The sequence below is a fragment of the Paenirhizobium naphthalenivorans genome (assembly GCF_007992095.1).
In the GTDB taxonomy this organism is placed as follows: domain Bacteria; phylum Pseudomonadota; class Alphaproteobacteria; order Rhizobiales; family Rhizobiaceae; genus Allorhizobium; species Allorhizobium naphthalenivorans.
Window position 1 is genome coordinate 40,311 of sequence record NZ_BJZP01000004.1, and the last position, 25,341, is coordinate 65,651.

Annotated in this window: 33 protein-coding genes; 11 read left to right on the top strand and 22 right to left on the bottom strand. The window is 63.4% G+C overall.

The window, feature by feature from the left end:
• Nucleotides 1-57: 57 nt before the first annotated feature.
• The 6 genes from RNA01_RS05215 to RNA01_RS05240 form a co-directional block, all read right to left on the bottom strand.
• Entirely contained in the window at nt 58-447 is a 390-nt protein-coding gene (locus RNA01_RS05215) for a DUF1850 domain-containing protein (RefSeq protein WP_147178915.1), read from the bottom strand.
• Nucleotides 444-2,570, bottom strand: a complete 2,127-nt coding sequence (locus RNA01_RS05220) for a TRAP transporter permease (RefSeq protein WP_147178916.1) — start codon at nt 2,568-2,570, stop codon at nt 444-446. Before RNA01_RS05220 ends, RNA01_RS05215 begins: the two co-directional genes overlap by 4 nt.
• Nucleotides 2,571-2,668: 98 nt before the next feature.
• Nucleotides 2,669-3,625 (bottom strand): TAXI family TRAP transporter solute-binding subunit, encoded by a 957-nt coding sequence (locus RNA01_RS05225; protein WP_147178917.1) that lies wholly within the window; start codon nt 3,623-3,625, stop codon nt 2,669-2,671.
• 135 nt (nt 3,626-3,760) lie between these two features.
• Nucleotides 3,761-4,393 carry a LysE family translocator gene (locus RNA01_RS05230; RefSeq protein WP_147178918.1) on the bottom strand — a complete coding sequence of 211 codons (633 nt, stop codon included), beginning with the start codon at nt 4,391-4,393 and terminating at the stop codon, nt 3,761-3,763.
• Nucleotides 4,394-4,419: 26 nt separating this feature from the next.
• Nucleotides 4,420-4,674 (bottom strand): exodeoxyribonuclease VII small subunit, encoded by a 255-nt coding sequence (locus RNA01_RS05235; protein ID WP_147178919.1) that lies wholly within the window; start codon nt 4,672-4,674, stop codon nt 4,420-4,422.
• A gap of 2 nt (nt 4,675-4,676) precedes the next feature.
• The gene (locus tag RNA01_RS05240; protein WP_147178920.1) at nt 4,677-5,612 is read right to left on the bottom strand and encodes a histone deacetylase family protein; all 936 of its coding nucleotides are present in this window, start codon (nt 5,610-5,612) and stop codon (nt 4,677-4,679) included.
• A gap of 218 nt (nt 5,613-5,830) precedes the next feature.
• Between RNA01_RS05240 and RNA01_RS05245 the strand changes: the two genes are divergently transcribed.
• Nucleotides 5,831-6,232 carry an acyl-CoA thioesterase gene (locus tag RNA01_RS05245; protein ID WP_147178921.1) on the top strand — a complete coding sequence of 134 codons (402 nt, stop codon included), beginning with the start codon at nt 5,831-5,833 and terminating at the stop codon, nt 6,230-6,232.
• A 62-nt stretch (nt 6,233-6,294) separates the two neighbouring features.
• Here RNA01_RS05245 and RNA01_RS05250 read toward each other — a convergent pair whose 3' ends face one another.
• Nucleotides 6,295-7,209, bottom strand: coding sequence for a helix-turn-helix domain-containing protein (locus RNA01_RS05250; RefSeq protein ID WP_170253362.1), 915 nt, complete (start codon nt 7,207-7,209; stop codon nt 6,295-6,297).
• 208 nt (nt 7,210-7,417) lie between these two features.
• On the opposite strand from RNA01_RS05250, the gene RNA01_RS05255 reads away from it, so the two are divergent.
• Genes RNA01_RS05255 through RNA01_RS05280 form a run of 6 tightly spaced genes read left to right on the top strand, consistent with a single transcriptional unit; the run spans nt 7,418 to nt 11,204 of the window.
• Nucleotides 7,418-8,566, top strand: coding sequence for an amine dehydrogenase large subunit (locus tag RNA01_RS05255; RefSeq protein WP_170253363.1), 1,149 nt, complete (start codon nt 7,418-7,420; stop codon nt 8,564-8,566).
• Nucleotides 8,566-9,096, top strand: a complete 531-nt coding sequence (locus RNA01_RS05260; protein WP_147178924.1) for a MauE/DoxX family redox-associated membrane protein — start codon at nt 8,566-8,568, stop codon at nt 9,094-9,096. Before RNA01_RS05255 ends, RNA01_RS05260 begins: the two co-directional genes overlap by 1 nt.
• A gap of 50 nt (nt 9,097-9,146) precedes the next feature.
• Nucleotides 9,147-9,746 (top strand): redoxin domain-containing protein, encoded by a 600-nt coding sequence (locus RNA01_RS05265; protein ID WP_147178925.1) that lies wholly within the window; start codon nt 9,147-9,149, stop codon nt 9,744-9,746.
• A gap of 25 nt (nt 9,747-9,771) precedes the next feature.
• A complete protein-coding gene (locus tag RNA01_RS05270) occupies nt 9,772-10,305 on the top strand; it encodes a methylamine dehydrogenase light chain (protein WP_147178926.1) in 534 nt (177 codons plus the stop codon).
• Nucleotides 10,298-10,747 (top strand): c-type cytochrome, encoded by a 450-nt coding sequence (locus RNA01_RS05275; protein ID WP_170253364.1) that lies wholly within the window; start codon nt 10,298-10,300, stop codon nt 10,745-10,747. The genes RNA01_RS05270 and RNA01_RS05275 overlap by 8 nt, the downstream gene beginning before the upstream one ends.
• Before the next feature lies 1 nt (nt 10,748).
• Complete coding sequence (locus RNA01_RS05280) at nt 10,749-11,204, top strand: c-type cytochrome (protein WP_147178928.1); 456 nt, start codon at nt 10,749-10,751, stop codon at nt 11,202-11,204.
• 225 nt (nt 11,205-11,429) lie between these two features.
• Here the strand turns inward: RNA01_RS05280 and RNA01_RS23630 are convergent, their stop codons facing one another.
• The 5 genes from RNA01_RS23630 to RNA01_RS05300 all read right to left on the bottom strand — a co-directional run bounded on the left by RNA01_RS23630 (nt 11,430) and on the right by RNA01_RS05300 (nt 14,416).
• Nucleotides 11,430-11,594: a hypothetical protein gene (locus RNA01_RS23630; RefSeq protein ID WP_170253365.1), complete on the bottom strand. Its 165-nt coding sequence runs from the start codon at nt 11,592-11,594 to the stop codon at nt 11,430-11,432.
• Nucleotides 11,595-11,745: 151 nt separating this feature from the next.
• On the bottom strand, nt 11,746-12,768 hold the full coding sequence (gene rsgA / locus RNA01_RS05285) for a ribosome small subunit-dependent GTPase A (RefSeq protein WP_235916430.1): 1,023 nt from the start codon (nt 12,766-12,768) through the stop codon (nt 11,746-11,748).
• Nucleotides 12,769-12,918: 150 nt separating this feature from the next.
• Entirely contained in the window at nt 12,919-13,194 is a 276-nt protein-coding gene (locus RNA01_RS05290) for a hypothetical protein (protein ID WP_147178930.1), read from the bottom strand.
• A gap of 175 nt (nt 13,195-13,369) precedes the next feature.
• Nucleotides 13,370-13,579: a cold-shock protein gene (locus RNA01_RS05295; RefSeq protein ID WP_028736877.1), complete on the bottom strand. Its 210-nt coding sequence runs from the start codon at nt 13,577-13,579 to the stop codon at nt 13,370-13,372.
• Between the two features lie 291 nt (nt 13,580-13,870).
• Nucleotides 13,871-14,416 (bottom strand): SH3 domain-containing protein, encoded by a 546-nt coding sequence (locus tag RNA01_RS05300; RefSeq protein WP_147178931.1) that lies wholly within the window; start codon nt 14,414-14,416, stop codon nt 13,871-13,873.
• Between the two features lie 241 nt (nt 14,417-14,657).
• Between RNA01_RS05300 and RNA01_RS05305 the strand changes: the two genes are divergently transcribed.
• On the top strand, nt 14,658-15,662 hold the full coding sequence (locus RNA01_RS05305) for a DUF4424 family protein (RefSeq protein WP_170253366.1): 1,005 nt from the start codon (nt 14,658-14,660) through the stop codon (nt 15,660-15,662).
• A gap of 16 nt (nt 15,663-15,678) precedes the next feature.
• Nucleotides 15,679-16,167, top strand: a complete 489-nt coding sequence (locus RNA01_RS05310) for a hypothetical protein (RefSeq protein ID WP_147178933.1) — start codon at nt 15,679-15,681, stop codon at nt 16,165-16,167.
• A 78-nt stretch (nt 16,168-16,245) separates the two neighbouring features.
• Here RNA01_RS05310 and RNA01_RS05315 read toward each other — a convergent pair whose 3' ends face one another.
• From RNA01_RS05315 to RNA01_RS24000, 7 genes are all read right to left on the bottom strand, one after another.
• Entirely contained in the window at nt 16,246-17,541 is a 1,296-nt protein-coding gene (locus RNA01_RS05315; RefSeq protein ID WP_147178934.1) for a PQQ-dependent sugar dehydrogenase, read from the bottom strand.
• Between the two features lie 178 nt (nt 17,542-17,719).
• Nucleotides 17,720-18,835: a pyrroloquinoline quinone biosynthesis protein PqqE gene (pqqE, locus tag RNA01_RS05320; RefSeq protein WP_147178935.1), complete on the bottom strand. Its 1,116-nt coding sequence runs from the start codon at nt 18,833-18,835 to the stop codon at nt 17,720-17,722.
• Complete coding sequence (gene pqqD, locus RNA01_RS05325) at nt 18,832-19,149, bottom strand: pyrroloquinoline quinone biosynthesis peptide chaperone PqqD (RefSeq protein WP_235916432.1); 318 nt, start codon at nt 19,147-19,149, stop codon at nt 18,832-18,834. The genes pqqE and pqqD overlap by 4 nt, the downstream gene beginning before the upstream one ends.
• A gap of 20 nt (nt 19,150-19,169) precedes the next feature.
• Nucleotides 19,170-19,985, bottom strand: coding sequence for a pyrroloquinoline-quinone synthase PqqC (gene pqqC / locus RNA01_RS05330; RefSeq protein ID WP_147178937.1), 816 nt, complete (start codon nt 19,983-19,985; stop codon nt 19,170-19,172).
• Nucleotides 19,948-20,862: a pyrroloquinoline quinone biosynthesis protein PqqB gene (pqqB, locus tag RNA01_RS05335; RefSeq protein WP_147178938.1), complete on the bottom strand. Its 915-nt coding sequence runs from the start codon at nt 20,860-20,862 to the stop codon at nt 19,948-19,950. The genes pqqC and pqqB overlap by 38 nt, the downstream gene beginning before the upstream one ends.
• A 25-nt stretch (nt 20,863-20,887) precedes the next feature.
• Nucleotides 20,888-20,983, bottom strand: coding sequence for a pyrroloquinoline quinone precursor peptide PqqA (gene pqqA, locus RNA01_RS05340; protein ID WP_028736886.1), 96 nt, complete (start codon nt 20,981-20,983; stop codon nt 20,888-20,890).
• A gap of 459 nt (nt 20,984-21,442) precedes the next feature.
• Entirely contained in the window at nt 21,443-21,541 is a 99-nt protein-coding gene (locus RNA01_RS24000) for a winged helix-turn-helix transcriptional regulator (protein WP_235916434.1), read from the bottom strand.
• 30 nt (nt 21,542-21,571) lie between these two features.
• Between RNA01_RS24000 and RNA01_RS05350 the strand changes: the two genes are divergently transcribed.
• A complete protein-coding gene (locus RNA01_RS05350) occupies nt 21,572-21,985 on the top strand; it encodes a YybH family protein (RefSeq protein ID WP_147178939.1) in 414 nt (137 codons plus the stop codon).
• 66 nt (nt 21,986-22,051) lie between these two features.
• Here the strand turns inward: RNA01_RS05350 and RNA01_RS05355 are convergent, their stop codons facing one another.
• From RNA01_RS05355 to RNA01_RS05365, 3 genes are all read right to left on the bottom strand, one after another.
• Nucleotides 22,052-22,615, bottom strand: a complete 564-nt coding sequence (locus RNA01_RS05355) for a biotin transporter BioY (RefSeq protein WP_147178940.1) — start codon at nt 22,613-22,615, stop codon at nt 22,052-22,054.
• 79 nt (nt 22,616-22,694) lie between these two features.
• On the bottom strand, nt 22,695-23,297 hold the full coding sequence (locus RNA01_RS05360) for an energy-coupling factor transporter transmembrane component T family protein (RefSeq protein ID WP_147178941.1): 603 nt from the start codon (nt 23,295-23,297) through the stop codon (nt 22,695-22,697).
• Nucleotides 23,294-23,974, bottom strand: coding sequence for an energy-coupling factor ABC transporter ATP-binding protein (locus RNA01_RS05365; protein WP_235916436.1), 681 nt, complete (start codon nt 23,972-23,974; stop codon nt 23,294-23,296). Before RNA01_RS05365 ends, RNA01_RS05360 begins: the two co-directional genes overlap by 4 nt.
• A gap of 173 nt (nt 23,975-24,147) precedes the next feature.
• On the opposite strand from RNA01_RS05365, the gene RNA01_RS05370 reads away from it, so the two are divergent.
• Nucleotides 24,148-25,335: a winged helix-turn-helix domain-containing protein gene (locus tag RNA01_RS05370; protein ID WP_147178943.1), complete on the top strand. Its 1,188-nt coding sequence runs from the start codon at nt 24,148-24,150 to the stop codon at nt 25,333-25,335.
• The last annotated feature ends 6 nt before the right edge of the window (nt 25,336-25,341 follow it).

Below are 25,341 nucleotides of genomic sequence, written 5' to 3' on the forward strand. Positions count from 1 at the left end.
CTAGCACAACCCGTCAGGGGCTGAAGATGCCATCCAGGCGACAGTGTGTCGTTGCCGCTAGCCTTGCTTGAGCGTCTCGCCATCCGGACACGGGCGGATCACGACGTCCTCGCCAGCCTTGGCGCCCAGTTCGGCACAGCCGCCGGCGTGGCAGAAATGCCAGCCGCCGCCGGTCATGCCAGAAGCGGCAAGACGCAGGTCGCTGACCGGCGGATTGGCCGGTTGCCATTCCCACCAACCGTCCTTGAGGACGGCGCCGTCGCCCGGATCCATGCCGGCGCCGGAGCCCTTGACGCGGGCCGCCATCAGCTGGAGACCGGCCGGTGTCACGGTCCAATCCTCCTGCCATTCCGTCTTCTGCACCGAATGGGTCCAGGCGAGCGAGAACAACGAAACCGCAAAGCTCATCGCCTTGGCGCCCGCGACGATGCAGACGGACGTGGTCATGCCGTTCCGCCGGAGGTCGTCGCGGCCCGTCTGGCGGCAGTCGACCGACGCCAGATCACCAGCACAAAAAGGATCGCCAGACCGAAGCCGATCTCATCCGTCATAGGCAGGGCGGCAACCAGTGTGAAGGCGGCGAGCACGGCAAGCGCCCTTTCCAGGATGCCGAGCCGCACGCTGAGGAAGCCGATCACGGCCGCGCCCCACAGGCCGATCGACACGGCGGTCTTGAAGACGATGTAGGCGACGGCCGCTGGAAAGCCGATCGATTGGGCCAGAGCTCCGCCGTCTTGCAGCATCAGCGCCGGCGTATAGACCGCCATGAACGGGATGACGAATCCGGCCGCGGCGACCTTGATCGCTTCGATCGAGATTTTCAGTCCGCTTTCCTTGGCGATCGGGGCTGCGGCAAAGCAGGCGAGCGCCACCGGCGGCGTCAGGTCGGCAAGGATGCCGAAATAGAAGACGAACATGTGGGAGACGATCAGCGGGACGCCAAGCTGGAGCAATGCCGGGCCGGCGATCGACGAGGTGATGATATAGTTCGGGATCGTCGGAATGCCCATGCCGAGCACGATGCAGGTGATCATCGTCAGCACCAGCGACAGGAAGAGGCTCGTTCCACCGACCGAAACGATGAACTGGCCGAAGGTATTGGCGGCCCCTGTGAGCGTCATCGTTCCGACGATCACGCCGACTACGGCGCAGGCGATCGCCACCGGCAGCGCGGTCTTGGCGCCTTCGGCGAGCGAATCGCGGCAGACGAGCAGCGTTTCGCGTCCACCCTTGGAAAAGGCGTTCCAGGCGACCAGTACGGCGATGGTGACCAGAACCACGCCCATGCCGAACTTGAAGAAGGATGCGGCAAGCAGGCCGAGGCCGATCCAGAACAGGACCCGCACCACCATGGACGGCAGGCCGAACGCGATCGAGCTGCCGAGGATGAGGAGAAGCGTGAAGGCCAGTCCGACCGTGCCGGCAAACAGCGGCGTGTAGCCGGAGAACAGCAGCCAGACGAGCGCGGCCAGTGGCAGGATCAGATACCACTGGCTGGCCAGGGCCTTCATCGGCGAGGGAAGCTCCGATTTCGGCAGGCCATGGAGCCCGTGTTTTCCGGCCTCGAGATGCACCATCCAGAAGGCCGAGCCGAAATAGAGCAGCGCCGGAATGAGCGCCGCCTTGACGATCTCGTGGTATTCGACGCCGAGCGTCTCGGCCATGATGAAGGCGACTGCGCCCATGACCGGTGGCATGATCTGACCGCCCATCGACGAGGTTGCCTCCACCCCGCCGGCAAAGGCGGCGCGATAGCCGAAGCGCTTCATCAGCGGAATGGTGAACTGGCCGGTGGTCACGACATTGGCGACGCCGGAGCCCGAGATCGTGCCCATTAGGCCTGATGATATGATCGCCACCTTCGCCGCGCCGCCGCGCTTGTGTCCGACGAGACCGAGCGAAATATCGGTGAACAGCCGGATCATGCCGGCCTTTTCGAGAAAGGCGCCGAACAGGATGAAAAGGAAGATGTAGGTCGAGGAGACATAGATCGGGATGCCGTAGATCCCCTCGGTGCCATAGGTCATGTGCTCGATGACCTGGCCGAAATCATAGCCGCGGTGGTCGAACGGCGCGGGCAGATATTCGCCGAACAGGCAATAGGCCAGAAAAAGCCCGGAAATGACCGGCAGAGTTGGTCCCATGGCGAACCAGGCGGCGGCGAAAACGGTAAACAGCGCGAGCACACCCATTGCCAGATCGAGCGGCAATGGATCGCCGGCCCTGACCAGCAGTGCCGAGTATTCGAACCATTGATAGCCGGCGACGGCCACGCCGAGCAGCGCCAGTCCCCAGGCGACGGCTTTGCCGAGCGATCCGTAGCCGCGGGCAAGAGCCAGCAGCGGGAAGATCAGCGCGGTGACGAAGCCGACGTGGACGGCGCGCACGACCTGGCTTGGAAAGTCGATGAGATGGGCGGCCGTGGCGACTTGGAACAGCGAAAAGACGATCGCCAGATAAAACAGGAAGCGTCCTTCGCGTCCGGGCGGAAAACTCTCGGCGAGGGGATCGTGCAGACCAAGTTCGCGGCTGTCGGCCGGCATGTCGTGCTTGACCGTGTCATGCAGCATGAAACGCTCCTGAAACCGGCGACGCGCACCGGGCATGTCGATTGACGTATGTGGTCATGGAATGAAGCGGCCCGGTCGAAGCCGGGCCGCAACAGGCATTAAAGCATGCCCTTTTCCTTGTAATAACGTTCGGCGCCCGGATGCAGCGGCACCGGCATGCCCTTGAGGGCGTTCTCGAGCTTGATCTGCGCGGCGGCCTTATGCGCGGCTTCCATTTCCGGCAGGTTCTCGAACAACTGCTTGGTCATCTGGTAGGCGGTCTCGTCGGAGACATCCGAATGGGTGATCAGGAAGTTGACCACGGCCACTGTCGGCACGTCGGCATCCTGGCCCTGATAGGTGCCGGCCGGAATGGTCGCGGGGATATAGGGCGCGCCAAGCTTGGTCACCACGTCTTCTGGCACGGCAACCACCTGGATCGCCACCGAGGTCGCGAGGTCCTTGATCGAGGAAACGCCGAGACCGGCCGATTGCAGGGTCGCGTCGAGCTGGCGGTTCTTCATCAGTTCGACCGATTCGGCAAACGGCAGATATTCGGTCTTGGTCAGATCCTCGTAGCTCATGCCGGCGGCGGCGAAGATCGCCCGGGCGTTGAGTTCGGTGCCGGACTTGGCGGCGCCCACCGAAAGGCTCTTGCCCTTCAGGTCCGCGAGGTTGGTAATGCCCGTTTCCTTGGCGGCGACGATCTGGATGTAATTGGGATAGATGGCGGCAATGCCCCGCAGCTTATCGAGCGGCGCCTTGAAGCCGGCGTCGGCATTGCCTTCCCAGGCAAGTTTGACGCTGTCGCCGAGTGCGAAGCCGATTTCGCCCTTGCCCTGCTGCAAGAGGTTGAGGTTCTCGACCGAGGCCTTGGTGGCCTGGACCTGGGTGCGAACCCCTTCGATCTTCTCGCCGTAGATCTTCGACAGCGCCGCACCGAGCGGATAGTAGACCCCGGACGTGCCGCCGGTCAGGACGTTGATGAATTCGGATGCCTTGGCCGAAGTTGCGCCGAGCGTGGTGGACAGCACGAGCGTGCTGGCAAGAATGGTGGCGAGTTTCGTTTGTTTCATGAGGTCCTCCCAAACCAATGTCGTAGTGCAGCCATCATGGGGGAGGCGGCATGCCCGCGTCAATCGAGAGTATGATTTTTACTTTTCTTGATTGTAGCGATCCCCTGCCGGTATGGAACGGGTCGCCCCAGCGGTTCAGACGCGGATGACGATCTCGCGACGCAGCTCATCGGCGATCTTCAGGCCGAAGAGCACCATGAAGATGCCGGCGATGCGGTTGAGCGCGGTCGAGACGCGGGCGTATTGCTTGCGGCTGAACGGGGCCGAGAAGACAAGCGCGACGGCGCTGTACCAAAGGAACGCCTGGGCACCGATCAGGGCCACCACGGCAAGGTAGAACCAGCCGGGCGCTTCGCTTGGCAGCACGACGCTGAAAACGCTGGTCCAGAAGATCGCCGACTTGGGATTGCTGAGGGTCGTGAGCGCACCGGCCATGAAGGGCGAACGATAGACCGGTCGCCCAGAGGCCTCCAGCGATCCGCCGCGCGAGCGCAGCATCCTTACGCCGACATAGACCAGATAGAGGGCGCCGGCGAGCCGCGCGACGCGAAAGAGATCACCCACCTGCATGAGAAGCACACTGATGCCGGCAAGGCTGAGCGTCAGCCAGACCAGCGAGGCCGAGGCGACGCCAAGCGCGGCGGTGAGCCCTGAGCGGCGCGAGAGGCTGGCGGAGCAATAGCTGACCACAACCGTGTTCGGACCCGGAAGCATCGCCATCAGTATGTGGATGGCGGAGAGATGCATTAGCGTTGCAATGGGATCCATGGTCGGCGGTGCCCCGCGTTGGCCGGTTATTGCGGATCGAGCGGCTCTGTGCCGGCGGGCTTGCCGGCGCGGTCCAGACGGATTTTCTCAATCCGGCTTTCGGCGGCGTTGAGCAGGGTTTCGCAGTGCTTTTTCAACAGTTCGCCGCGCTCGTAGATGGAAATCGACTCGTCAAGCGCCACGTCCCCCCGCTCCAGCCGGGCCACGATGCTCTCGAGCTCTGCCACGGCCTTCTCGAAGGAATAGCCGGAAATTTCGGCGGAAACGGCGCTTTCGGTCATACTCAACCCTTCATCAGTCTCATGATATGCAGGCCCGCCGACTCGGCAAGGCCTTCGAGATCATAGCCGCCTTCGAGAATGCTGACGACCCGGTTGTGGGCAAAACGGTCGGCCACTTCCATCAGCCGCCCCGTCGCCCAGTCGAAATCCTCGCCGACGAGGTTGATCTGCGCCAGGGGATCGCGGTGATGCGCATCGAACCCGGCCGAGATCAGGATGAGGTCCGGCGAAAAATTGTTGAGCGCCGGCAGGACCCGGCTCTTGAACGCCTCGCGAAAATGCTCCGAGCCGACATTGGGCGACAAGGGCGCGTTGACCACATTGTTTTTGATCCCCGTCTCGTCCTTGGCGCCGGTACCGGGATAAAGCGGCATCTGGTGCGTCGAGCAGAACAGCACGGACGGATCATCCCAGAAGATGTCTTGTGTGCCGTTGCCGTGATGCACGTCCCAGTCGACGATCGCCACCCGTTCGGCGTCGTATTTCCGTTGCGCGTGCCGCGCGGCGATCGCCACCGTGTTGAATAGGCAAAAACCCATGGCCTTCGATTTTTCCGCATGATGCCCCGGAGGGCGCCCGGCGATGAAGGCGTTGGAAATCTCGCCGGTCATTACCGCGTCGACGGCGGCCATCGCCCCGCCGATCGCCGTCAACGCCGCCTGCAGGCTTTTCGGCGAGGCATAGGTGTCGGTCTCGATCCGGTTGATCTCGTTTTCTTCCTCCGGAATTTGCCGCATGATGGCAAAGAGATGCTCCTCCGGATGAACAAGCGTCACGGCGTCTTCATTGGCGATCTGCGCCTCGACGCGCTGAAGGCTTGAGAAATTCGGATGCTCCAGCGCGATGTTGAGCGAGCGCAGCCGGTCGGCCCGTTCCGGATGGCCCGCGGGTGTATTGTGCTCGAGAAAGACGGCGTTCTCGTAGAGGCGTGTGGTCATCGCTCGTTCTCCTCGAAGGTCGAGGCCAACATAGTGCGCCGGGCCGTCATGTTCCACCGGCCACGGCAAAACCAGACGCCTTGCCCTGTGGACAGCGGGGAAGACGCCCGGCGGCGGGACGCCGCCGCCCGGCGCGGCGATTTTTGACCGTGCCTTGTGGTTGCCTGGAAAATGCCCTTGAATGCGAAGGGGCAATTGGCAAAGGGGGAGGAAGTTCCATGGACGACGTAGAACGTGTCGAGGTGACGGACATTCGTGTCCCCTATCGCGACATCGACATGAACGGCCAGCTGCATAACTCCGCCTATCTCGCCTATGCCGAAAGCGCGCTCTCGCATTTCTGGCGCTACCGCCCGCCGCTCGAGGACGAGCCGCATTTCCAGGCCAGCAAGATCGAGATACGCCTGCACGAACCGCTCCACCTTGATGACACGGCCCGCCTCACCGTCACCATCGACAAGATCGGCGGCAAATCGATCGGTTTCAATGTGGCGATCGAGAAGGACAATGTGCTGTCCGCCGAGGTCGAGATGGTTTGGGCGTCGACCGATCCCGAGACCGGCGACCCGGTGGGTCTGCCGGAGGATATCCGCGACTGGCTGTACGGCTATTTGAAATAGGAGGGCTGAAGCGCCCGGAAGCGGTGCCGCGGGGGCTTCATAATCCGGTTGCCACCTGACGGTCAGGAGCGCACCTGCATGGTCTGGGACGGGGTTTCCCCGAACATGGCGCGATAGCGGGTCGAGAAACGGCCCCAGTGAAAAAAGCCCCAGTCCAGCGCGATGTCGGAGACGCGACGAGGCGCGTTTCGCGCGGCAATCAGGTCGCGCCGGGCGTAGTTCAGTCGGCGGATCAGCAAGACGTCGTCGAGGCGGTAACCGATGATGCGCTGGCAGGCTGCGCGCAGCGTGCGGCTCGGCAGGTGCAGTTCGCGCGAAAGGGCGGTGACAGAAATCGGTTCGCGCGGATTGTCCTTCAGCCATTCTTCCATGCGGCGATAGATGCGCAGGTCCGCCTGGTGCTGCGGGTCCGCCTGCGGTTGCTGGGGTACGGTGCTTTCCTGCAACAGAGACAGCCGGTCGCGGATCATCTCGGGTAACAGACCGTCGAGTTGTTCCGGCAGGCTGTCAGTTCCGGAGTTGTAAAGTTCGAGAAGCGTGTTTAGCCACTGACAGACGCCATCGGCCTGAGCGGCCGCCGGACCGTGCAGGAGGCCCGTGCGGACCGGTGCCCGCTCGGGAAGATCGGAGAGTTCGACGACGGCCATCAGATGGTCGCTCATCGGTCCTGTCACGGAAAGCTGTTCCTGCCAGCGATGCCCGAAGCCGATTGTCTTGCCGCCGTAGACCTGTCCGTCGACGCGCGCGCTGCTTGATCCGGCCGACTGGCCGAAGAAGATCAGGCTGCTGTCCGGCGATGTGTAGTGCTGTTCCACCGCGGCGTTCATGCGCTCGCGAATGATGGTCAATCCCGGAAACTGGAGCATCGTGACCTTGCCCTCGAACGGACCTGGCGACAGTTGCCGGTATTCCTGGTCCCAGCCGGGCAGTGACTTCTCCTGTTCCGATGCGTCGGTGAAGGCCGTCTCGTTGAACATGGTCGGTGAAATCCCAGTCGATCGCGCCTCGCAGCTTAGGCCGCCGTTCGCACTGCAACATAATAGGATGCCATGTGAAAGTCTGCAACAGAAAGGAGCAAAATTAAAAATGAATAAAAAATAGGCATTCATGAGATTGCGGGTGGATAGATCGCGGCGTGCCGAGTCGCTACGAGTCGCTCAACGGCAATCGAATGGAGACTTAACGATGCGGTTTCTGAGAACATGTCTGGCCGCTGCGGTCAGTACGCTCGCCATTGGCCAGGCCTTCGCCGAAGAGGATTTCGTTCCCGAGAAGATCACGGTCGAGGAACGGATCAAGCCCGGTCCGAACGTCTTCGCTGTCGACCAGAGCTGGACCGGGGCGAGCCGGATCAACGTTGTCGGTGCCGGCGAGCTGGATCGCAAGGGCAACCTTAGCGTCGGTCTGGTGACCCAGTTCGTACTGACCAAGGACAAGAAGACCGCTTATACGGCTTCGGCCTATGCCAAGCGCATCACCTATGGCCCGACGGAAGCCGTGTTGCAGGAGTTCGATATCGAGACCATGTCGGTCAAGCGCGAGATCATCGTGTCGCCGAAGATGGCGCAGGTGGCGCCGCAGAAGAGCCTGCTGGCGCTCTCGGCCGACGAGAAATATGCCTTCGTCCAGAATGCCACGCCGGCGACTTCGGTCAGCGTTGTCGATCTGACCGCCGGTAAGGAGATCGCCGAGGTGCCGACGCCGGGCTGCTGGTCGATTCATCCGGCGCTTTCCGGCATCCAGTTCTCGACGCTCTGCGGCGACGGCACGCTTCAGACCTTCACGGTTACCGCTGACGGCAAGTTCGAGGCTCCGCTCAAGAGCGAGAAGATTTTCGATGCCGACACCGACCCGCTCTACGTGGTTGGTGAGCGCGCCGGCGACAAGCTGATCTTCATGTCGTTCAACGGCAATGTCTACTCGATCTTCGACAAGGACGGTGCGCCGAAGCTCGTCGACAAGTTCTCGATCACCGAGGGCGTCGAGGGCGGCTGGGCGCCGGGCGGTATCGAGGTGATCGCCTATAACGCGGCGAACGACGTGCTGTTCGTCACCATGCATCCGGATGCCAAGGAAGGCAGCCACAAGGATGCGGCGACCGAGATCTGGCCGGTCGACATGAAGGCCAAGAAAGTCCTTTACCGCTCGGCGGTTGAGGGCGTGAAGTCGATCGCCGTTACTCAGGGCGAGACACCCACACTGTTCGGCCTCAACGACGACGAAGGCATCCTGACGCGCTATGCCATCGATCCGGAGGCCAAGTTCGCCGCCAAGCAGACCGGCAAGCTGGAGGAAATGGGTTCCTTCGCGCCGCTCGTTTTCGTGGGTGAGTGATGGAGAGCTCCTTCACCGCAATGGCAGCGGCGGCGGCAACGACCTTCACGGTCCTCGTCTTCCTGCGCGCCGCCTGGCACAAGGTCGCCGATTTCGGCACCTTCTCCGGCTATGTGGCTGACTATCGGCTTCTGCCGGAGGCCCTTGTCGAGCTGGCGGCAAAGGCGCTCGCCGTCGTGGAGTTCCTGGCTGTCGCCCTGCTGGTCTACCCGGCGACGGTGCGTGCGGGCGCGGTGCTTTCAGTTGCCCTACTGGCTCTCTACGGGCTTGCCATGGCGGTCAACATCGCAAGGGGACGCACGCGGATCGAATGCGGCTGCGGCGGCGCGGCCCAGCGGCTGTCGCAGGCCCTTCTGCTGCGCAACGCCCTGCTGGCGGCGATCGCGCTCCTGCCGGCCGTTTTCGGCGGCAGCCCGCTCGGGCTTGCTGAAGCCGCCGTCGCGGTCACGGCCGGCCTGGTGGCGTGGTTCGTCTACAACGTGATCGAGCAATTGCTGGCCAATGATGGGCACATGCGTCTGTCGCTCTAGGGCGTCGACGGATCTGCCGGAACAAAACTACCAGAAAGCCGAGTAAGCCCATGAATGCTCTAATTTTCGCCGTTGCCGTCCTGTTCGTTCTGGTCCTCGTGCTGGTGGGTGTGGTCTTCGCCCTGGCGCGTCAGATCGGCATCCTGTTCGAGCGTATTTCGCCCGTCGGCGCGCTGGTCAACGAGTCCGGTCCCAAGATCGGCGAGGCGACGCCGAATTTCACGCTCGCCAGCCTCAATGGCGGGGCCATTTACATTGGTCCGCGCGGTCAGCGCAGCACGCTGGTGTTCTTCCTGTCCACCACCTGCCCGATCTGCAAGAAGATGCTGCCGGTACTGCAATCCATGCGCAGCAGCGAGGGCAAGTGGCTGGACATCGTGCTCGCTAGCGACGGCGACTTGGACAAGCACATGGCCTTTATCAAGAAAGCCGGACTTGAGGACTTTCCTTACGCCCTTTCGCCCGAGCTGGGCATCACCTACCGCGTCTCCCGCCTGCCGTTCGCCGTGCTGATCGACGGTGAGGGCATCGTCCGCGCCAAGGGACTGATCAACAGCCGGGAACAGCTCGAGAGTCTGTTCAACGCCGCGGAAATGGGCGTCAGCTCGATCCAGACCTTCCTCAATGCGCCGGCGGCGGCGCATTCCTGATCTTCTAGCCCACTGGAGAGAAACGATGATCAACCTCATTGATGGCCTGCTTCGCATGATCGACAAGGCCGCCGAACAGGGCACCCGCCAGGCCGCCCGTCAATACGGTCGCCGCAGCCTGCTGGCCAAGACCGGTGCCGCACTGATCGGCGGAGCGCTGCTGCCGATCCTGCCCTTCGACCGCACCTCCGGCAGCGCCTTCGCCGCCGAAGGGGAAGACGAGACGGCCTGCGAATACTGGCGCTACTGCGCGCTCGACGGCAATCTCTGCAATACCTCCGGCGGCACGACGACGTCCTGCCCGCCCGGATCTTCCGCGTCCAAAGTGTCTTGGGTCGGTACCTGCCTCAACCCCAACGACGGCAAGGACTACCTGGTTTCCTACAACGACTGCTGCGGCAAGGCCTCGGTCACCGGTTCGACCTTCTGCTTCACCTCGGAACGTGAGCGTCCAGGCTACCGCATGGGCCTCTACAACGACATCAACTGGTGCATGGCCAATGACGACAAGGGCTATCACTGCACGGTCGCCGTCCTCGTCGGGCTTGCCGATGAATAAACCGCATTACCGGGCGGCCGCGGCCGCCCTTCTGCTGTCCGTCTTGCCGTCGGCCTCATATGCCGAAGAGACGGGGGAGGCTATGTTTGCGTCGATCTGCGCCGCTTGCCATGGTGACAAGGGGGTCGGCATCGAGGGGCTTGCGCCGCCGCTGGTCGATCCGGCGCTCTGGCAAACCCTTGGCGACAAGGCGCCGCTCTATATTGCCGGTGTCATGGCTGGCGGCATGAGCGGCAAGATCACCGCGAACGGCATCGACTATATCGGGCTCGTCATGCCGACACAGGCCGAGCATGGTGCCGACGCGCTGGCCGCGATCGCCGCCTATGTGCTGAAGGACCTGAATGGGCTGGCGGCCGGGCCCAGCACGGCCACGGTTGAGGCGGCCCTCAAAACACCGCCGACGCACAAGGAATTGCGCGCCACGCGCAAGGGAGAGTGAGATGAACCGGTTGTTGAAGCAGTGGAAAGCTCTGGTCGCCGTCTGCTATCTCATGGCATCGGTTGCGCCGGCGGTGGCCGATGGCCGGTCTGCCAAGTTCAACTATCTGTTGCGCTGCTCCGGCTGTCACGACCAGGACGGGACGGGCCTGCCGAGCGCCGGTATTCCAGCGCTTCCCGGCTATATCGATGCCTTTGCCGGTGATGACGAGGGGCGGACCTATATCGCCCATGTGCCCGGCGTCGTGGCGACGGGCCTTACCGACGTCGAGATCGCCGCCGTCCTCAACTACGTGATCGACAGATGGGGGGATCCAAAAACGGTCGAACCGTTCACCGAAGCCGAGGTGAAAAAGCGGCGGGCCGAGCCCGTCAGCGATGTCGTCGCCTACCGTCGCCGGATCGTCGAGCGCCTCAAAACGAGTGGTGTGAAGATCGCCGACTATCCCTGGCCGTGAAGGCGAGGGTGGCTCCTGTTGGCAGCCTGCCAGGCATTGGATGGTATGCGGGATTGCTGGCAGGCGGGTATTGGTCCAAAACAGCCTTGGGGCAAGAACCAAGGCAGAGGCTTGGCCGGTCCGCCAAATTGCCGTGGTGCAGCAAGGGATGCTCGACAACGCGTCAGTATGCGCCCCAGGCTGCGGTCGTGGACAGTCAGACTGCCCATGGACACCAGGACTTGGTCAAAGGCTTACGCGTCGGCCTTCCTTGTCGGCCGACTTGCGGTCCGCGCCGTGCTTTTCGATGATGGCCTTTGCATCCTCGACGGAGATGCGGTGTTTCTTGGCGAACTGAATGGGCTCGTAGGGCTGGTTCGTTGCTGAATTGCTCGCTTTGATGTCGGACATGCTCGTCTCCTGTTGTGCTGGCCTCGGCGGGATACCGAGGTTGGTTCCATAGATCGGAAGGGTGAGAGGAAAAGGAGCGCAGATGTTCCTGCGCCGCCATGGATGCTGGTGCCTAGCTCGATGGGCCGGCATCCCGTTTCACAATGGCCGTTCAGTATTTATTCCGGCGCACGACCTTGTTGCCGCGGGGGCCGGTTTGCACGGGTGTTCTGCTGCGGCTTTCCTCGAGCAGTGCGCGCCACCGTCCCAACCGCTCGGCGTCGAGCTGGCCGGAGGCGACCGCCGCCTGCACGGCGCAGCCGGGTTCATGGACATGGGTGCAGTCGCGGAACCGGCATCGTTCCGCCAGATCGGAAATATCTCCGAACAGTATATCGATGCCGTCGGTCACGTCGCTCACATACAGCGTCCTGATCCCCGGCGTGTCGATCACCCATCCGCCCCCGGCTATGGGATGCAGTGAGCGCGCCGTCGTCGTGTGTCGACCCTGCGCGTCATGTTCGCGGATCGTGCCGGTCTTCTGCGCCGTATCGCTCCCGGAACCGGCCAGTGTATTGACCAGCGTCGATTTTCCGACCCCGGAAGATCCGACCAGAGCCACGGTCTGCCCAATGCCGCACCAGGGCTTCAAAATCTCGACTGCATCCGTTGAGCGCGCGTTGAGGACAACGACTGGCAAGTCCTTCTTCAGGGCCATAGCCTGGCGATGATAGTCCTCGGCATCAGGGGCCGTGTCCGCCTTGGTCAGCACGATGACCGGCGTGGTTCCCGCCTGATGTGCCATGATCAGGTAGCGCTCCAGCCGTGCCAGGTTGAAGTCCGCATTGCACGAAGTCGCGATGAACAGGGTGTCGACGTTTGCGGCCGCCAGTTGCTGCCCGTTCCGGGCTTCCGTATGCCGTTGCAGCAGGGTCTTTCGATCGAGACGGCGCATGACCACGTCGGTGAGCGGATCGGCCAGGACCCAGTCACCGACGGCGTAGTCGGCGGTATTGGCATTTGCCGCAAGCTCAAGCCCGGCCTGACCCTGGGCATCGATCCCCTCCAGGCGGGCCCGGTGAACCGAGGCCACGCGTCTGGGTGCAAGGTTGGCCTCGCTCGGGTTCACTTGATCGGCAAAGAAATCTGACCAGCCAAGCCGCTCCAGCGACGAGGACGTGTTGGACCCGCTCAAGGTTTGATCCGCATATTGGCAAGGTCGTTCATAGGTCAGCTTTCCGTCGAATGGAGAAAATGCGGTCTGTCGTGCGGTAGTCCTGCCGCGATCGCCATGCATGCTGTTGTGCGTTGAGCACTGCCGTCAGATTTGGCAAAACCGCTTGTGTCAGGCGCGGTCAAAGGTGAAGGACGTCAACAGGCTGGTCACGAAGTTGCTGGCTTTTTCCTTGACCAGAACCTCTGTCCATTCGTTTGTACCGCGAAGCATCAAACCGGTATAGATGCTGTCGACAGCGGCCTCTTCAATTCGCTTGATATGTGCCTTGAACTCTTCCTCGCTGCCTGTCCTGTAGATATCGCGCACGACGATTCGCAGGATTTCCTGAATGGCGATTTGCCAAGCGGTGGTGGTTGCCTGAAGTTCGCTTTCCGCTGTTGTCATTGGTCACTCCGATCTTGCGGCTCGACCATGCCCGTCCGGCCGTGAAAATGGCCCGGACTACGGTCAGACGAACGGCAGAGCATAAAAAAAGGCCAGGCAATTTGCCTGACCTCGCTTGGTAACTTGGCTTTCGACAGTGCCAGTACATCCGTGGTCAAAGGAAAGCCGTTACCGATTATACGGCCTGCAGGTTGCAGGCGGACATCTTGCCCGACTTGCTGTCGCGCTCCATGTCATAGCCGATCTTCTGGCCTTCGACGATTTCGCGCATTCCGGCGCGTTCGACGGCAGAGATGTGCACGAAGGCGTCCTGGCCGCCGTCGTCAGGCTGAATGAAGCCGAAACCCTTGGTGGAATTGAACCATTTTACTGTGCCAGTGGTCATGATGAACCCTTTCTTAGCATATTGAATGACCACAGCGCATATGCGCTGCGGATGGGAATAGCGATTTTTGAAAGGAAGGTTCGTTCAGGGCGCGGTGCCAGACGCGCGGTAACCAAAGCTCAGCAAGCAAATCTCGATAAGCTTCATATAGGCAGCGGCATTCGAATTGTCAACTTTTAGTTTATCACGCTTGTCGATCTCGTATTTTGGTTGCGGTATCCGGAGAATGCAATTCTGCGGACCCGTCGAGAAGCGCGGACTCTGTCGGCCCCCAAGTGCCCTGTTGGTCGCTCAAAAACTCCCCGGCGGGTTCTCGTCGCAGTCGAACAATACACCGTCGGGCTTTGCTCCCCCCGCGGTGCAGAAAATGCCGCCCCAATGGTAACCGGTGCCGGACGTGGTCTTGACCTTGAACCACTGGTAGTCGTCGGTCCAGATGCCGGTCGCCTCGAGCAGGCGGATCGGCTGGCCGGGCCTGAGGCTGGCCTTCTTCTTCGAAGCCATGCTTGGGCCGGAGCGCAGGATGCCGCCATAGGAGAGGGCGGAGAGATCCCCGATCGAGGTGATGGCCTTGCCGTCGACGGGCGCGGCCCCTTCGGCGGTGGCGGAATCGTTTTCCGCCTCGAACATGCTCTGCACGTCGCCGTGACAACGCTCCTGGATCTTGCTCCACTGGGCATCGTCGGAAAAGCAACGCATCACGGGGGTCCTGCCGCAGAGCTTTTCGACGGCCTGCATGCAGGCCTCGTCATAGCCTTGCGCGCGGGATGGCAAAGACGATCCGAAGAGGATGAAGACAGTGGCAAGCGCGGTGATCGAAATCGGTGTCTGACGCATGGGAACCTCGGCGCGGTGGGGCGGGCGGGATTTTTGGCCGCCAGTGCCGGTCATCCTAACCGTTCGCTCGGCCAAAAGTACGGCCCATTTTAGGGTCCCGGCCGCGGATGGCCCGGCACGCACCCCGCCACTGCGCTGTGTCGCTGCATTTGACGTGTGTCAAGGCCTTGGCCGTATCGGCGTGGTCTTCTTGACGAACCGGTCATGGAGGCCGGGCGATGACGCTGCGGGAGAGGGAGCGGTGAGGCACAAACAGATGGTCGGCTGCGTCGCGCTGGTCTCGGGGATGCTATTGACCGCCGAGGCCGGTGCCAGCGAGATCTCTCGCAGGATGGCCGCCGGCAGGCTGCTTTTCGGCGAGGCGCCCGACGTCTCGCTGAAAGCGCAGGAGATTTACATATCGCCGGACCGCGCTCGATTGAAATATGTCGTCCGCAATGACGGGGCGACCGACCGGACGGTCGTCGTCGCCTTCCCGCTGCCGGACATTGCGCCGCTGCGCGACAACTCCGGCATTGATTTTGCCATCGGCACGACGGCCGATTTCCTCGAAACCCACATCGCCGTCGACGGAAAGCCGGTCAAGCTCGAGATAGAACAGCGGGCGCTGGCGCTCGGGCTCGACCGGACCGAGCTCCTGCGCGAACACGGCATTCCGCTCGAGGCCTATCTCTCGCCGCTTGATCCGGCCGCACCCGCTGCGGCCCTCAACGCTTTGACACAGCGGCAGCGCGCCGACTTCCGGGCACTCGGCCTCCTGCGGCAGGATGACGACTATCTCGCGACCAACTGGACGGTATCGACCACACTCTACTGGACCGTGATGCTTGCTGCCGGGCGCGACACGGTCATCGAGCAGGACTATCAGCCCTACAGTGACCACAACCTCGATCCGCCTGCTGGCCTCTATCTTGATGATGAAGGCGACGCCCGGCGCGACTTCTGCATCTCGGATGACGATCAGCGGGCATTGGCGGAGCTGCATGAAGGCCGGACAAACGGCAAGACCTACACCGCCTTTTCGGACGAAGTCGGCTTTGTTCTGGGCGTCAAAGGCCGTGATCCCTGGCCGCTCATGAACCTCAAGGTGGTGATCGAGGCCCGCGAGCCGCTCGATTTCGTCTTTGCCTGCCTTGATGGCGCAAAGCGCATCTCGCAATCTCGGCTTGAGCTTGCGGCTGATCGCTATTGGGCGCTGCATGATCTCGACGTACTCTTTGTTACTTCGCACCAACTGGAAAACTAGATGGGAGTATCAGCGCATGCGCAGGATAGTGCAGGGAGCTTTCTGCCTGGCGGTCATGACGACTGCGAGCGCCGAGGCGGCGGAATGGCGGGCCTATGAAAATCCTCGCTTCGGCACCTACGCTGAGGTGCCGGCGAGTTTCGCGCCCGAACCCGCGCCGGAAAACGGCGACGGGCGGCGTTTCAGCACTCCGACTGGCGGGACAATCGCCGTCTATGGCGCGCTTGATTTCACCGGCGGCGGGATAGCCACCTACCGCGCCTTCCTGATGGAGACCTTGCGGGGCGAAGGCTGGAACCTGACCTACACGCCCTCCGGGGATGGCTGGTTCGTTTTGTCCGGGGTTCGTGGCGGAGAGATCCTCTACCAGCGCGTCGAACAGCCGCCTGGCTGCGGCGGCGATCTTTTCCATCACATCGAGTTTCGCTATCCGGCGCGCGACAAGGCGCTCTGGGCGCCGCTGGTCAAGCATGGGGCGGACTCGCTCGGTGGGCCTTGCGGCTGACGGCATAGAGCCGTGCTGGCCGAAATGAAAACGCCCGGCTCATGACCGGGCGTTCTGCTTTGACATTTTTCTCTGCGCTCAGGCGCCGGTCACGCGCCAGATAACGTCGCCGACATCGTCGGCGATAAGCAGTGAGCCGTCCGGCCCGATGGTCACGCCGACCGGGCGGCCGTAGGAGTATTTCTCGTCCGGCGCCAGGAAGTCGGTGAGGATGTCACGCGGCGGGCCCGACGGGCGGCCGTTCTCGAAGGGCACGAAGATCACCTTGTAGCCGGCAAGGTTCGAGCGGTTCCACGAACCATGCTGGCCGATCACCATGCCGTCCGGGAAGCCCGGCAGCGTGCCGGCCGGCAGCCAGCAGAGGCCGAGCGAAGCCGTGTGTCCGCCAAGCGCATAGTCGGGACGGATCGCGGTCGCGACTTTGGCCGGATCCTGCGGCACGCGGTCGTCGACCGTCTGACCCCAGTAGCAGAACGGCCAGCCGTAGAAGCCGCCGTCCTTGACCGAGGTGAGATAGTCGGGCGGCGTCTCATCGCCGAGTCCGTCGCGCTCGTTGACCACGGTAAAGAGGTCGCCGGTCGTCGGCTCGAACGCGAGGCCGACGGGGTTGCGCAGGCCGCCGGCGAAAATCCGCTGCGTTTCGGTCTCGAGGTCCACCTCATAGATGCAGGCGCGGCCTTCCTCCTGGTCCATTACGTCTTCGCCGATATTGCTGAGCGAGCCGACGCCGACATAGAGCTTCTTGCCGTCGCGGCTCGGCAGGATGCTGCGCGTCCAGTGACCGGCCGGCTTGTAGTCGGCGATCTTGCGGCCCTGCGCCTGGATCTTCGTCGCGCCCTCGGCATAGGGAAAGGCCATGATGCCGTCGGTATTGCCGACATAGAAGGTGCCGTCGAGCATGGCCATGCCGAATGGGTGGTTTAGCCCTTCCATGAAGGTGTGACGCACCTCGGCCACCCCGTCGCCGTCGGCGTCGCGCAGCAGCGTGATGCGGTTCGGACTGTTGCCGACGGCTGCTGCCCGCTTCATCGTCGAATACATGGCATAGTCGAACGGCGTCCTGATCCGGCCGCCGTCGACGCCGAGCGCCTCGGCCGTCAGCACGTCGCCATTCGGCAGCACATAGATCCAGCGCGGATGCTTGAGGCCCTTCGCAAAGGCGTTGGCCTTGAGGCCGGGGGCGGCGGTCGGTGCATGGCCGTCCTCCCAACCCTTGGCGGTCGGCATCTTGAGCGTCGGGATTCGCTGCGGCCGGGCTTCCGGAATGATCGGCGCGCCGCCGAGAGCCGGCCGCTCCGGGCTTTTTCCCCAGCGCCGCATCAGGATCATCGCCGCGCCGATCATGGCGACAAGGCGAGCGAAAAGGGCGGTCATGTCATTCTCCTCCAGTGTTCTGCCGGAACCATAGCCGAAGCCCGAAGCGCTTGGAACTGACGTTCGGCAAAATCAGCGCAGATCCTCGGTTAGTTCCGGATGATGGCCGAGCAGTCGCGGAAGCCGGCTTATCGGCCCGCTCGTGACGCCAGCGAAGGAGGAGAAGTGATTCCTGGTCTTACCGTCCCCGATAGACGAACGGACCGGGCTGGGCCTCGCCGTCTTCTTCGGCTGCCGCGACAAGAGCGGCGTGGAGGTCGGAGCGCACGCAGACCGGGTCGGTGGCGGCGGCATTGCCCGCCAGCGCCATCGCTTGGCAGCGGCAGCCGCCGAAGTCTATGTGCTTGCGCTCGCAACTGCGGCAGGGTTCCTGCATCCAGTCGTCGCCGCGAAAGGCGTTGAAGGCGGCCCCCTCGAGCCAGATCTCGGAGAGCTTCGTCAAGCGGACATTGTCGAAGGTGAGCCCCGGTATGGTCTCTGCCGCATGGCAGGGCAGGACGCGCCCCGCCGGATTGACGTTGAGCCCCGTGCGGCCCCAGCCGCCCATGCAGGCCTTCGGGTAGCGCGAATGGTGGTCGGCCGGCACATAGTCGATCACCAGCGTGCCGGCGAGCCGCGTCCGCGCCTCGGCGACGAAGGCGGTGGTCGCTTCCACCTGCGTGCGGGTCGGCATGAGTGCTGCCCGGTTGTGCTCGGCCCAGCCGTGGAACTGCACGGTGGCGATCTCGATCCGCCGCGCGCCAAGCTCGATGGCGAGCGCCACCATGGCCTCCAGTTCGTCCATATTCTGCTTGTGGCAGACCGCATTGACGGTGAGCGGAATGCCCGCCGCATGGGTCCAGCCGGCGACCGCGATCTTGCGGGCATAGCCGCCCGGATAGCCGCCGACCAGATCCGCCTTTTCCGGCGTGACCCCCTGGATCGACAGCTGCAGGTGGTCGAGGCCAGCCTCCGACAGTTCCGCGACCCGCACCTCGGTCAGCCCGACGCCCGACGTGATGAGATTGGTATAGAGCCCGAAGCCGGAGGCGGCCCTGGTGAGTGCCACCAGATCGCGGCGCGAGGCGGGTTCGCCGCCGGAGAGATGCAGGTGCAGCACGCCGAGGTCTGCCGCCTGGCGGAAAACGTCGATCCACTGCTCAGTCGAAAGCTCTTCCGAGGCGCGGGAAAGCTCCAGCGGATTGGAGCAATAAGGACAGGCGAGCGGACAGCGATGGGTGAGTTCCGCCAGCATGGCGATCGGCGGTGGCGGGCGCTGGGTGGCGAAACGGGCGGGCGAGGGCTGTTCGTTCATCGGAGGATCTCCAGCAGGCGCCGGTCGGAAAACTCGCGGATAAAGGCGATGACGTCGGTCAGCACCTGATCCTGCGGCGCATCGAACTGGCGGGCGAAATCCGCAGCGATCGTGTCAAGGTCGCGGGTGCCGTCCAGCGCCTTGACGATGGCGACCGCGATCTCGTCAAGCGCCAGCGCCCGCTCGGGCGCGAGCAGCACCGTCTGGCCGCGCACCGGGTCTTCGCGCAGACGCACGCCGCGCGCCAGCCGGGCCACCGTTGCGCCGGTGACGACAATGCCCGGGGGGCCGGCGGCCGCGCTTTCTCCGCTCACTGGGGCCGTCCCTTCGCCGCTCATTCCGCTGCCCCGCGCAAGGGGTTCTCGTCGAGCGCGCCGGTCACGCCCTCGCGCCCGTCCCAGCCGCCTGGCGGAATGCGCGCCGGCGCCACATAGGCCGAATGCAGCGTGTCGAGCTGCGACCACAGCACATCCGTCTTGAAGGTCAGCGCCGCGGCCGCCGCATCCTGCTTCTCCAGTGTGTCGGCATGGTCGAGTACGAAGGCGAGGCCGAACCGGACGTCCTGCGGCGCCTCGTTCAGCCGCTGGCGGAAATAGGAGAGCGCGCTGTCGTCGGCGAAGGCATAGTGCTTGAGCAGCCCGGCAATCCGGTTCTCGTGGATCGCGGGCGCGAAGAGCTCGGTGAGCGATGAGGCGACGGCCTCGAGGAGCGGCTTCTCGCGGACGAAATGCACATAGGCGTCGACGGCAAAGCGCGTGCCGGCCAGCACCCCGTGCGTCGAGGCGACAAAGTCCGGGTCGAGCCCGACGGCTTCGGCAAGCTTCAGCCAGCGGCGGATACCACCACCTTCCGATATTCCGCCGTCATGGTCCTCGATGCGGCTGCGCCAGATGCGGCGTAATTGCGGATCCTCGCAGCGCGACAGGAAGGCCGCGTCCTTCATCGGGATGCGGCTCTGGTAGTAGTAGCGGTTGATCACCCAGGCGCGCACCTGGGTCATCGAGCAGCCGCCGCCATGCAACATCTGGTGAAAGGGGTGCTTGTCATGATAGCGCGCCGCGCCGATCGCCCGCAGGCGTTTTTCGAAGGCCACTCTATCTTCGGCTTGTCTGTCAGGGTTGGGCTGCAAGGATGACCTCCATTCCGTCATGGCCGATTTCAAAACCGCGTGCTTCGACCGCCGCGCGTTGCGCGCCGGGACGCCAGATCGGGTTGGTGTTGTTGATGTGGATGAAGATTTTGCGGCCAATCGAAAGGGGCGAGAGTGCCGCAAGGCTGCCGCCGTCGCCGTTGATCGGCATGTGCCCCATCCGCCGTCCGGTTTTTTGTCCGACGCCGGCCTGCACCATCTCGTCGTCCTCGAACACGGTGCCGTCGAAGAAGACGAGGTCGGCGCCCTCCAGCCGCTGCGAAAGCGTCGCGGGCATCGAGCCGCAGCCGGGAACGTAATAGGCGCGGCGATCGGCGATCCGGAATTCCACCCCGACGGTGTCGTCGGTCTCCTGGCCGAGCCTGAGATCATCCCCTTCGAGATAAAGCGGCACTTTGCCCGGTACGGCGAACAGGCGAATCTCGAGGCCGGGGAGCGGTGAAAACGGTATGTCGAGACCAACCGCCCGCGCCTGCACGAAAGCCGGGTCGAGCACCTGGAAGACCGGGTTCTGCCCCAGCGTCTCCATCAATGCCGGCGTGGCATGGAGCGTGAACGCCTGTTTTTCGCGCAGCGTCAAAAGCCCGGTGATATGGTCGATGTCGCCATTGGTGATAACCACGCTCGCGATCGGGCTGTCGCGGAGCGCGCGCGGATGAAGACAGGCATTGTGCTCGATCTGGGCACGGATGTCGGGCGAGGCGTTGAACACGACCCAACGTTCGCCGTCCGGGCTGACCGCCAGCGACGATTGCGTCTGGGGTTTGAGGCCCGACGCCGGATCACGCGCCGCGCGACAGTTCGGGCAGCCGCAGTTCCATTGGGGAAGTCCACCGCCGGCCGCGGCACCGAGCACGAGGAAACGGACCTGAGTCATCGCCTCGTGCCCCGTTGCCGTTCAATCAGAACAGGACCGGCTCGTCGCCGTCCGCCGGAGCGTAACGGTTGATTTCCATGCCGCAGCTGACCTCGACGAATTTAGGGGCATTCCATTTCATGGTACTTCCTCCCAAGGTTGAAGAGCATGCTTGACGTCCTTTGCCATGGGCAAAAAAAGGCCGATTTCCGACGGATCGGAAGCATGCTGGCCGGACGCTCCTCCAAGCCCCCCGATCTTAGGTGCCGGTGTTTGCATGGCGCAACACAGCGAAACGTATCGGTTTTGGACACCCGCTGCCCGCCTGTCGGCGGTCGCCTGCGCACCGGTCACCGGGGTCCGGTACGCATCCGGCAGGAGCTATCGCTGTCAATCATGCCGACCGAACGGCACCGCCGGCCACGCCCCGCCCTTTCGCCGATCACCCCGGCCGGGGCCTTTTCGCCGCCAGAGATTGGCGGAGCGCTTAGCCGACAGGCTAGGGGACGACTGCGTCCAGCCATCCTCCGCCAGGCGCGGCTTGACGTGGGTTTGCGACAGAGCCGGAGTTCCCGCAACTGATTCGTCAGCATCCTCTGGGTCAGGCCAGCAATAGGCGCTCCAATTCACTGAAACGCTTCACGCCGTCGAGAATGTGGAGAAGCTGGATTGTTTTCCATTTGCCGCTGATGATGTTCATTGTCGCTTCCACCTCGCAAAGGAGCAAGCCATGTCCGACGTTTCGACCGATGTTCATCCCGTGATTGATCTGGAAAAAGCCGCACTCGCTCGATGGTGCAACGGTGATCCCTCAGGCTTTCTCGAGCTATGCGCGCCGGATGTGGTCTATTTCGATCCGTTCCTGCCGACCCGCATGGAGGGGCTCGCCGCCCTCACGGACTATTATGAGGCCATCAGAGGCAAGATCTACGCGCCGCATCACGAGATGATAGAGCCGCGCGTGATCGAGATCGGCGACGCGGCGGTGCTCACCTTCCGCTTCATCTCTCATAGCGGTAGCGAGGGTGCGCGGATGCACTGGTATTGCACTGAGGTTTATCGCCGGGGCGAAGGTGGCTGGCGGATCGTGGCGACCCACTGGTCCTTCGTTTCCGACAGCGCGACAGGCGACAGCGGCAACTGAGCCGGTGAGCCGTCATGAAAGAATGGCGGACCGTGTTCGGTCCGCCACTTGAAAACGCGTGCGCGCTTATGTCCGCTGCGGCAGCAGCGGATAGCCGACCATCACGGCACGTCCGGCAAGACCGGCGACCGCCGCCTTCAGGAGATCGCCCGGAATGAAGGCCATAGAGCCGAGGAAGGCCTTTTCGAGGCCAAGGCCGGCGCCGAAGGCGAGATAGCCGATGCCGAAGACGTAGAGCACGACGACGCCACCAAGTGCTGCGGCGGCGAAGAAGCCGAGCGTCTGTGTGAGGGCGGAAAGACCCGGCCGGGCGAAGCGCTCGGCGATCATGCCGGTGGCGAAGACGGCCGGCACCCAGCCGATCAGGAAGCCGACGGTCGGGCCGGCGAAGACGGCCAGGCCGCCACGACCGCCCGACAGCACCGGCAGGCCGATGGCGACGAGCAGAATGACGAGAACGGCGGCCAGCGCGCCGCGTTTTGCACCGAGAACGACGCCGGCCAGCATCACGCCGAGCGACTGCGCGGTGATCGGCACCGGAACGAAACCGAGCGTGATCGGCGGAATGAAACCGAGCGCGACGATGATGGCGGCAAACAGCGAAATGAGCACGAGGTCACGGGTCTGCATGGTGTCTCCCTTGGGCATGGCGCGCAAAACTGCGAAAATACGACATGCGTGAAACCTGAAAATTCCCCAGCGGAAAACGTCACTGCCCGCGAATGCCCCGGGCGTCAATGGCGGCGGCGATATTATCCGCATCCTTGAGAGTGGCGATGATCAGCGGTCCGAGGATGGTGGTGACCTTCGGGCGGACGCCGCGCGCGCGATGGGCCTCGCGGATCGCCTCGTAGCGCGTGAGGATCTCCGGCACGAAGCGCACCACCAGACCGACCGCAAGGCCGATGTCCGAGGCCTTGACGAGACCGGCGCGCTCAAGCGGAAAGGCGGCTTTCGTGACGGTCTCGATGAAGGCCGAGACCGTGGTCGTCGCCGTCACCGCCGCCCCCAGCAGCATCAGCGTCGAAAGCCTGAGCACCGTCACCATGGCTTCCTCCGCGCTGGTCAGCAGCAGATGAAACAGACCGACAATCAGGATGGTGAGAAAGACGGGTCTGAGGGGCGAAAGCGCGGCGCGCGGCGGCTGACCGAGGCTGAAATAGAGACCGGTCGCGACGAGCAGAACCAGCGTCAGGATGCGCGGGTCGCGGGTGAGAAAGATCAGCACCGCGACAAGGGCAAGCCCGCCGATCTTCACCGCCGGCGGCAGGCGGTGCATCAGGCTGTTGCCGGAGACGAACAGGCTTCTCATGACAGCGCGATCTCCCGGTAGTGGGCAATTGCCTCCGCCGCTTCACCGTCGAAGGCGATCCGCCCCTGATGGAAGACCAGCACGCGTTCGAAATCGGCCACCAGGTCGAGATCGTGGCTGATGACGATCGCCTGCTGCTCCAGTCCCTCGATCGCCGCCTTCACCATGGCGCGGTTCCTGATGTCGAGCTGGTTGGTCGGCTCGTCGAAGATCACAAGCTCGGGCGCGGTGACGACGACGGCGCAAAGCGCCGCCAGCTGTAACTCGCCGCCAGACAGCTCGTGCGGTCGCCGCGCGGCCAGATGGGTTATGCCGAACCGGGCAAGCGCCGCATCGACCGCTTGGTTCAGGGCCGCCCCTTTGACGCCCCGGCTTTTCGGGCCAAAGGCGATGTCGTCGCGGATGATCGGCAGGATGATCTGATTGGCCGGGTTCTGGAAGATGAAGCCGGCCTTCGACAGCACGGCCTTGTCGTCCTTCACCGTGTCCAGCCCGTCGAGCGAAACCGAGCCGCTTGACGGTTTGGCGAGCCCGTTGATCAGCCGCGCGAAGGTGGTCTTGCCGGACCCGTTGAGACCGATCACCCCGATCCGCCGTTCGCAAAGCGCAAGCGTTAGCGCCTCAAGCGCCGTTTTTTCGCCATAGCGCACCTCTGCCCGGTCGAATGTGATCTGCAAGCCTGTGACCCCCACGGATGTCTTGGCGCCTCTATAGACCGGCGATGCGGCGAGGGGAATATACATCGCGAGCGGGCAGGGGCATCGATTCCGGCGATACTCCTTTCACAGCCTTGGCTGGAGGTCAGGTTTGGCCATTGAACATATCATGAACATTCGTTAGCTTCCTCTCCATGGCGATTCCTCTGTCGAACATTCAAGCGCGAAAAATCTTTCTCGAGCGGCAGGGGCTGTCCCGGCCGCCGCACCGGGCGCTCGGCAAGACCGGGCTCTACGAGCTGATCCATGATCTCGGCTTCGTCCAGATCGACAGCATCGCCACTGTCGAGCGTGCCCACCACCAGATCCTCTTTTCCCGCAACCAGACCTACCGGCCGGAGCATCTGGAGGCCCTTCTGGAAAAGGACCGCAGCCTCTTCGAGCACTGGACCCACGACGCCTCGATCATCCCCTCGGCCTTCTTCCCCTATTGGAAGCATCGCTTCCAGCGCCGCGAGGCCGGCATCCTTCAGAACTGGCGCAAATGGCAGGGCGAGGGTTTCGACCAGGCCTTCGACGAGACCTATGAAAAGATCCGCGAGCGCGGCCCGATCATGGCCCGAGAGGTCAAGGCAGAGGACCACAAGTCGGGCGGCTGGTGGAACTGGCATCCATCGAAGACCGCGCTCGAATTCCTCTGGCACACCGGCAAGCTGGCGATCGCAGGGCGCGACAATTTCCAGAAGGTCTACGACCTGTCCGAGCGCGTTATCCCGCCCGAACATTTCGCCGCTGAAGTCGATCCCGACGCCTTCATCGACTGGGCCTGCCGACAGGCGCTGACAAGGCTCGGCTTTGCCACCCATGGCGAAATCGCCGCCTTCTTCGATCTGGTCACCCCGCAGGAGGCGAAGGCCTGGGTGGAGCGCCACCGCGACGAACTGGAGGAGGTCTCGATCGAGACGGTCGACGGCAAACCGCGCGCCTCTTTCGCCTTCGCCGAAAGCCTGCCCGCGCTGCTGAACCCGCCCGAGCCGCCGGCCCGCATCCGCACTTTAAGCCCCTTCGACCCGCTGATCCGCGACCGCAACCGCACCGAACGCCTGTTCGGCTTCTTCTATCGCATCGAAATCTTCGTGCCCGAGCCGAAGCGCGAATACGGCTACTACGTCTTCCCGCTGCTCGAATCCGACCGCCTGATCGGCCGCATCGACATGAAGGCGGACCGCAAGGCCGGCGTGCTCGACGTGAAACGCCTCTGGCTGGAAAAGGGCGTCAAACCCTCGGCCGGGCGGCTGGAGAGGCTGGAGGCGGAGCTGGTGCGGCTGGCGAGGTTTGCGGGTGTGGAGCGGGTGGAGTTGAGGGATGGGTGGCTGGGGTGAGGGGAG

Excerpts from the sequence above, each read along its gene's own strand:
- RNA01_RS05225 (WP_147178917.1), bottom strand. The coding sequence starts at position 3,625 with ATGAAACAAACGAAACTCGCCACCATTCTTGCCAGCACGCTCGTGCTG.
- RNA01_RS05265 (WP_147178925.1), top strand. The coding sequence starts at position 9,147 with ATGAATGCTCTAATTTTCGCCGTTGCCGTCCTGTTCGTTCTGGTCCTC.
- pqqB (WP_147178938.1), bottom strand. The coding sequence starts at position 20,862 with ATGACTCAGGTCCGTTTCCTCGTGCTCGGTGCCGCGGCCGGCGGTGGA.
- RNA01_RS05215 (WP_147178915.1), bottom strand. The coding sequence starts at position 447 with ATGACCACGTCCGTCTGCATCGTCGCGGGCGCCAAGGCGATGAGCTTT.
- RNA01_RS05300 (WP_147178931.1), bottom strand. The coding sequence starts at position 14,416 with ATGCGTCAGACACCGATTTCGATCACCGCGCTTGCCACTGTCTTCATC.
- pqqC (WP_147178937.1), bottom strand. The coding sequence starts at position 19,985 with ATGACGGAATGGAGGTCATCCTTGCAGCCCAACCCTGACAGACAAGCC.
- RNA01_RS05370 (WP_147178943.1), top strand. The coding sequence starts at position 24,148 with ATGGCGATTCCTCTGTCGAACATTCAAGCGCGAAAAATCTTTCTCGAG.
- RNA01_RS05350 (WP_147178939.1), top strand. The coding sequence starts at position 21,572 with ATGTCCGACGTTTCGACCGATGTTCATCCCGTGATTGATCTGGAAAAA.
- pqqA (WP_028736886.1), bottom strand. The coding sequence starts at position 20,983 with ATGAAATGGAATGCCCCTAAATTCGTCGAGGTCAGCTGCGGCATGGAA.
- RNA01_RS05220 (WP_147178916.1), bottom strand. The coding sequence starts at position 2,570 with ATGCTGCATGACACGGTCAAGCACGACATGCCGGCCGACAGCCGCGAA.
- RNA01_RS05270 (WP_147178926.1), top strand. The coding sequence starts at position 9,772 with ATGATCAACCTCATTGATGGCCTGCTTCGCATGATCGACAAGGCCGCC.
- RNA01_RS05310 (WP_147178933.1), top strand. The coding sequence starts at position 15,679 with ATGCGCAGGATAGTGCAGGGAGCTTTCTGCCTGGCGGTCATGACGACT.
- RNA01_RS24000 (WP_235916434.1), bottom strand. The coding sequence starts at position 21,541 with ATGAACATCATCAGCGGCAAATGGAAAACAATCCAGCTTCTCCACATT.
- RNA01_RS05315 (WP_147178934.1), bottom strand. The coding sequence starts at position 17,541 with ATGACCGCCCTTTTCGCTCGCCTTGTCGCCATGATCGGCGCGGCGATG.
- RNA01_RS05275 (WP_170253364.1), top strand. The coding sequence starts at position 10,298 with ATGAATAAACCGCATTACCGGGCGGCCGCGGCCGCCCTTCTGCTGTCC.
- RNA01_RS05235 (WP_147178919.1), bottom strand. The coding sequence starts at position 4,674 with ATGACCGAAAGCGCCGTTTCCGCCGAAATTTCCGGCTATTCCTTCGAG.
- RNA01_RS05245 (WP_147178921.1), top strand. The coding sequence starts at position 5,831 with ATGGACGACGTAGAACGTGTCGAGGTGACGGACATTCGTGTCCCCTAT.
- RNA01_RS05295 (WP_028736877.1), bottom strand. The coding sequence starts at position 13,579 with ATGACCACTGGCACAGTAAAATGGTTCAATTCCACCAAGGGTTTCGGC.
- RNA01_RS05355 (WP_147178940.1), bottom strand. The coding sequence starts at position 22,615 with ATGCAGACCCGTGACCTCGTGCTCATTTCGCTGTTTGCCGCCATCATC.
- RNA01_RS05255 (WP_170253363.1), top strand. The coding sequence starts at position 7,418 with ATGCGGTTTCTGAGAACATGTCTGGCCGCTGCGGTCAGTACGCTCGCC.
- RNA01_RS23630 (WP_170253365.1), bottom strand. The coding sequence starts at position 11,594 with ATGTCCGACATCAAAGCGAGCAATTCAGCAACGAACCAGCCCTACGAG.
- pqqE (WP_147178935.1), bottom strand. The coding sequence starts at position 18,835 with ATGAACGAACAGCCCTCGCCCGCCCGTTTCGCCACCCAGCGCCCGCCA.
- RNA01_RS05240 (WP_147178920.1), bottom strand. The coding sequence starts at position 5,612 with ATGACCACACGCCTCTACGAGAACGCCGTCTTTCTCGAGCACAATACA.
- RNA01_RS05230 (WP_147178918.1), bottom strand. The coding sequence starts at position 4,393 with ATGGATCCCATTGCAACGCTAATGCATCTCTCCGCCATCCACATACTG.
- RNA01_RS05250 (WP_170253362.1), bottom strand. The coding sequence starts at position 7,209 with ATGTTCAACGAGACGGCCTTCACCGACGCATCGGAACAGGAGAAGTCA.
- RNA01_RS05290 (WP_147178930.1), bottom strand. The coding sequence starts at position 13,194 with ATGACAACAGCGGAAAGCGAACTTCAGGCAACCACCACCGCTTGGCAA.
- RNA01_RS05260 (WP_147178924.1), top strand. The coding sequence starts at position 8,566 with ATGGAGAGCTCCTTCACCGCAATGGCAGCGGCGGCGGCAACGACCTTC.
- RNA01_RS05360 (WP_147178941.1), bottom strand. The coding sequence starts at position 23,297 with ATGAGAAGCCTGTTCGTCTCCGGCAACAGCCTGATGCACCGCCTGCCG.
- RNA01_RS05280 (WP_147178928.1), top strand. The coding sequence starts at position 10,749 with ATGAACCGGTTGTTGAAGCAGTGGAAAGCTCTGGTCGCCGTCTGCTAT.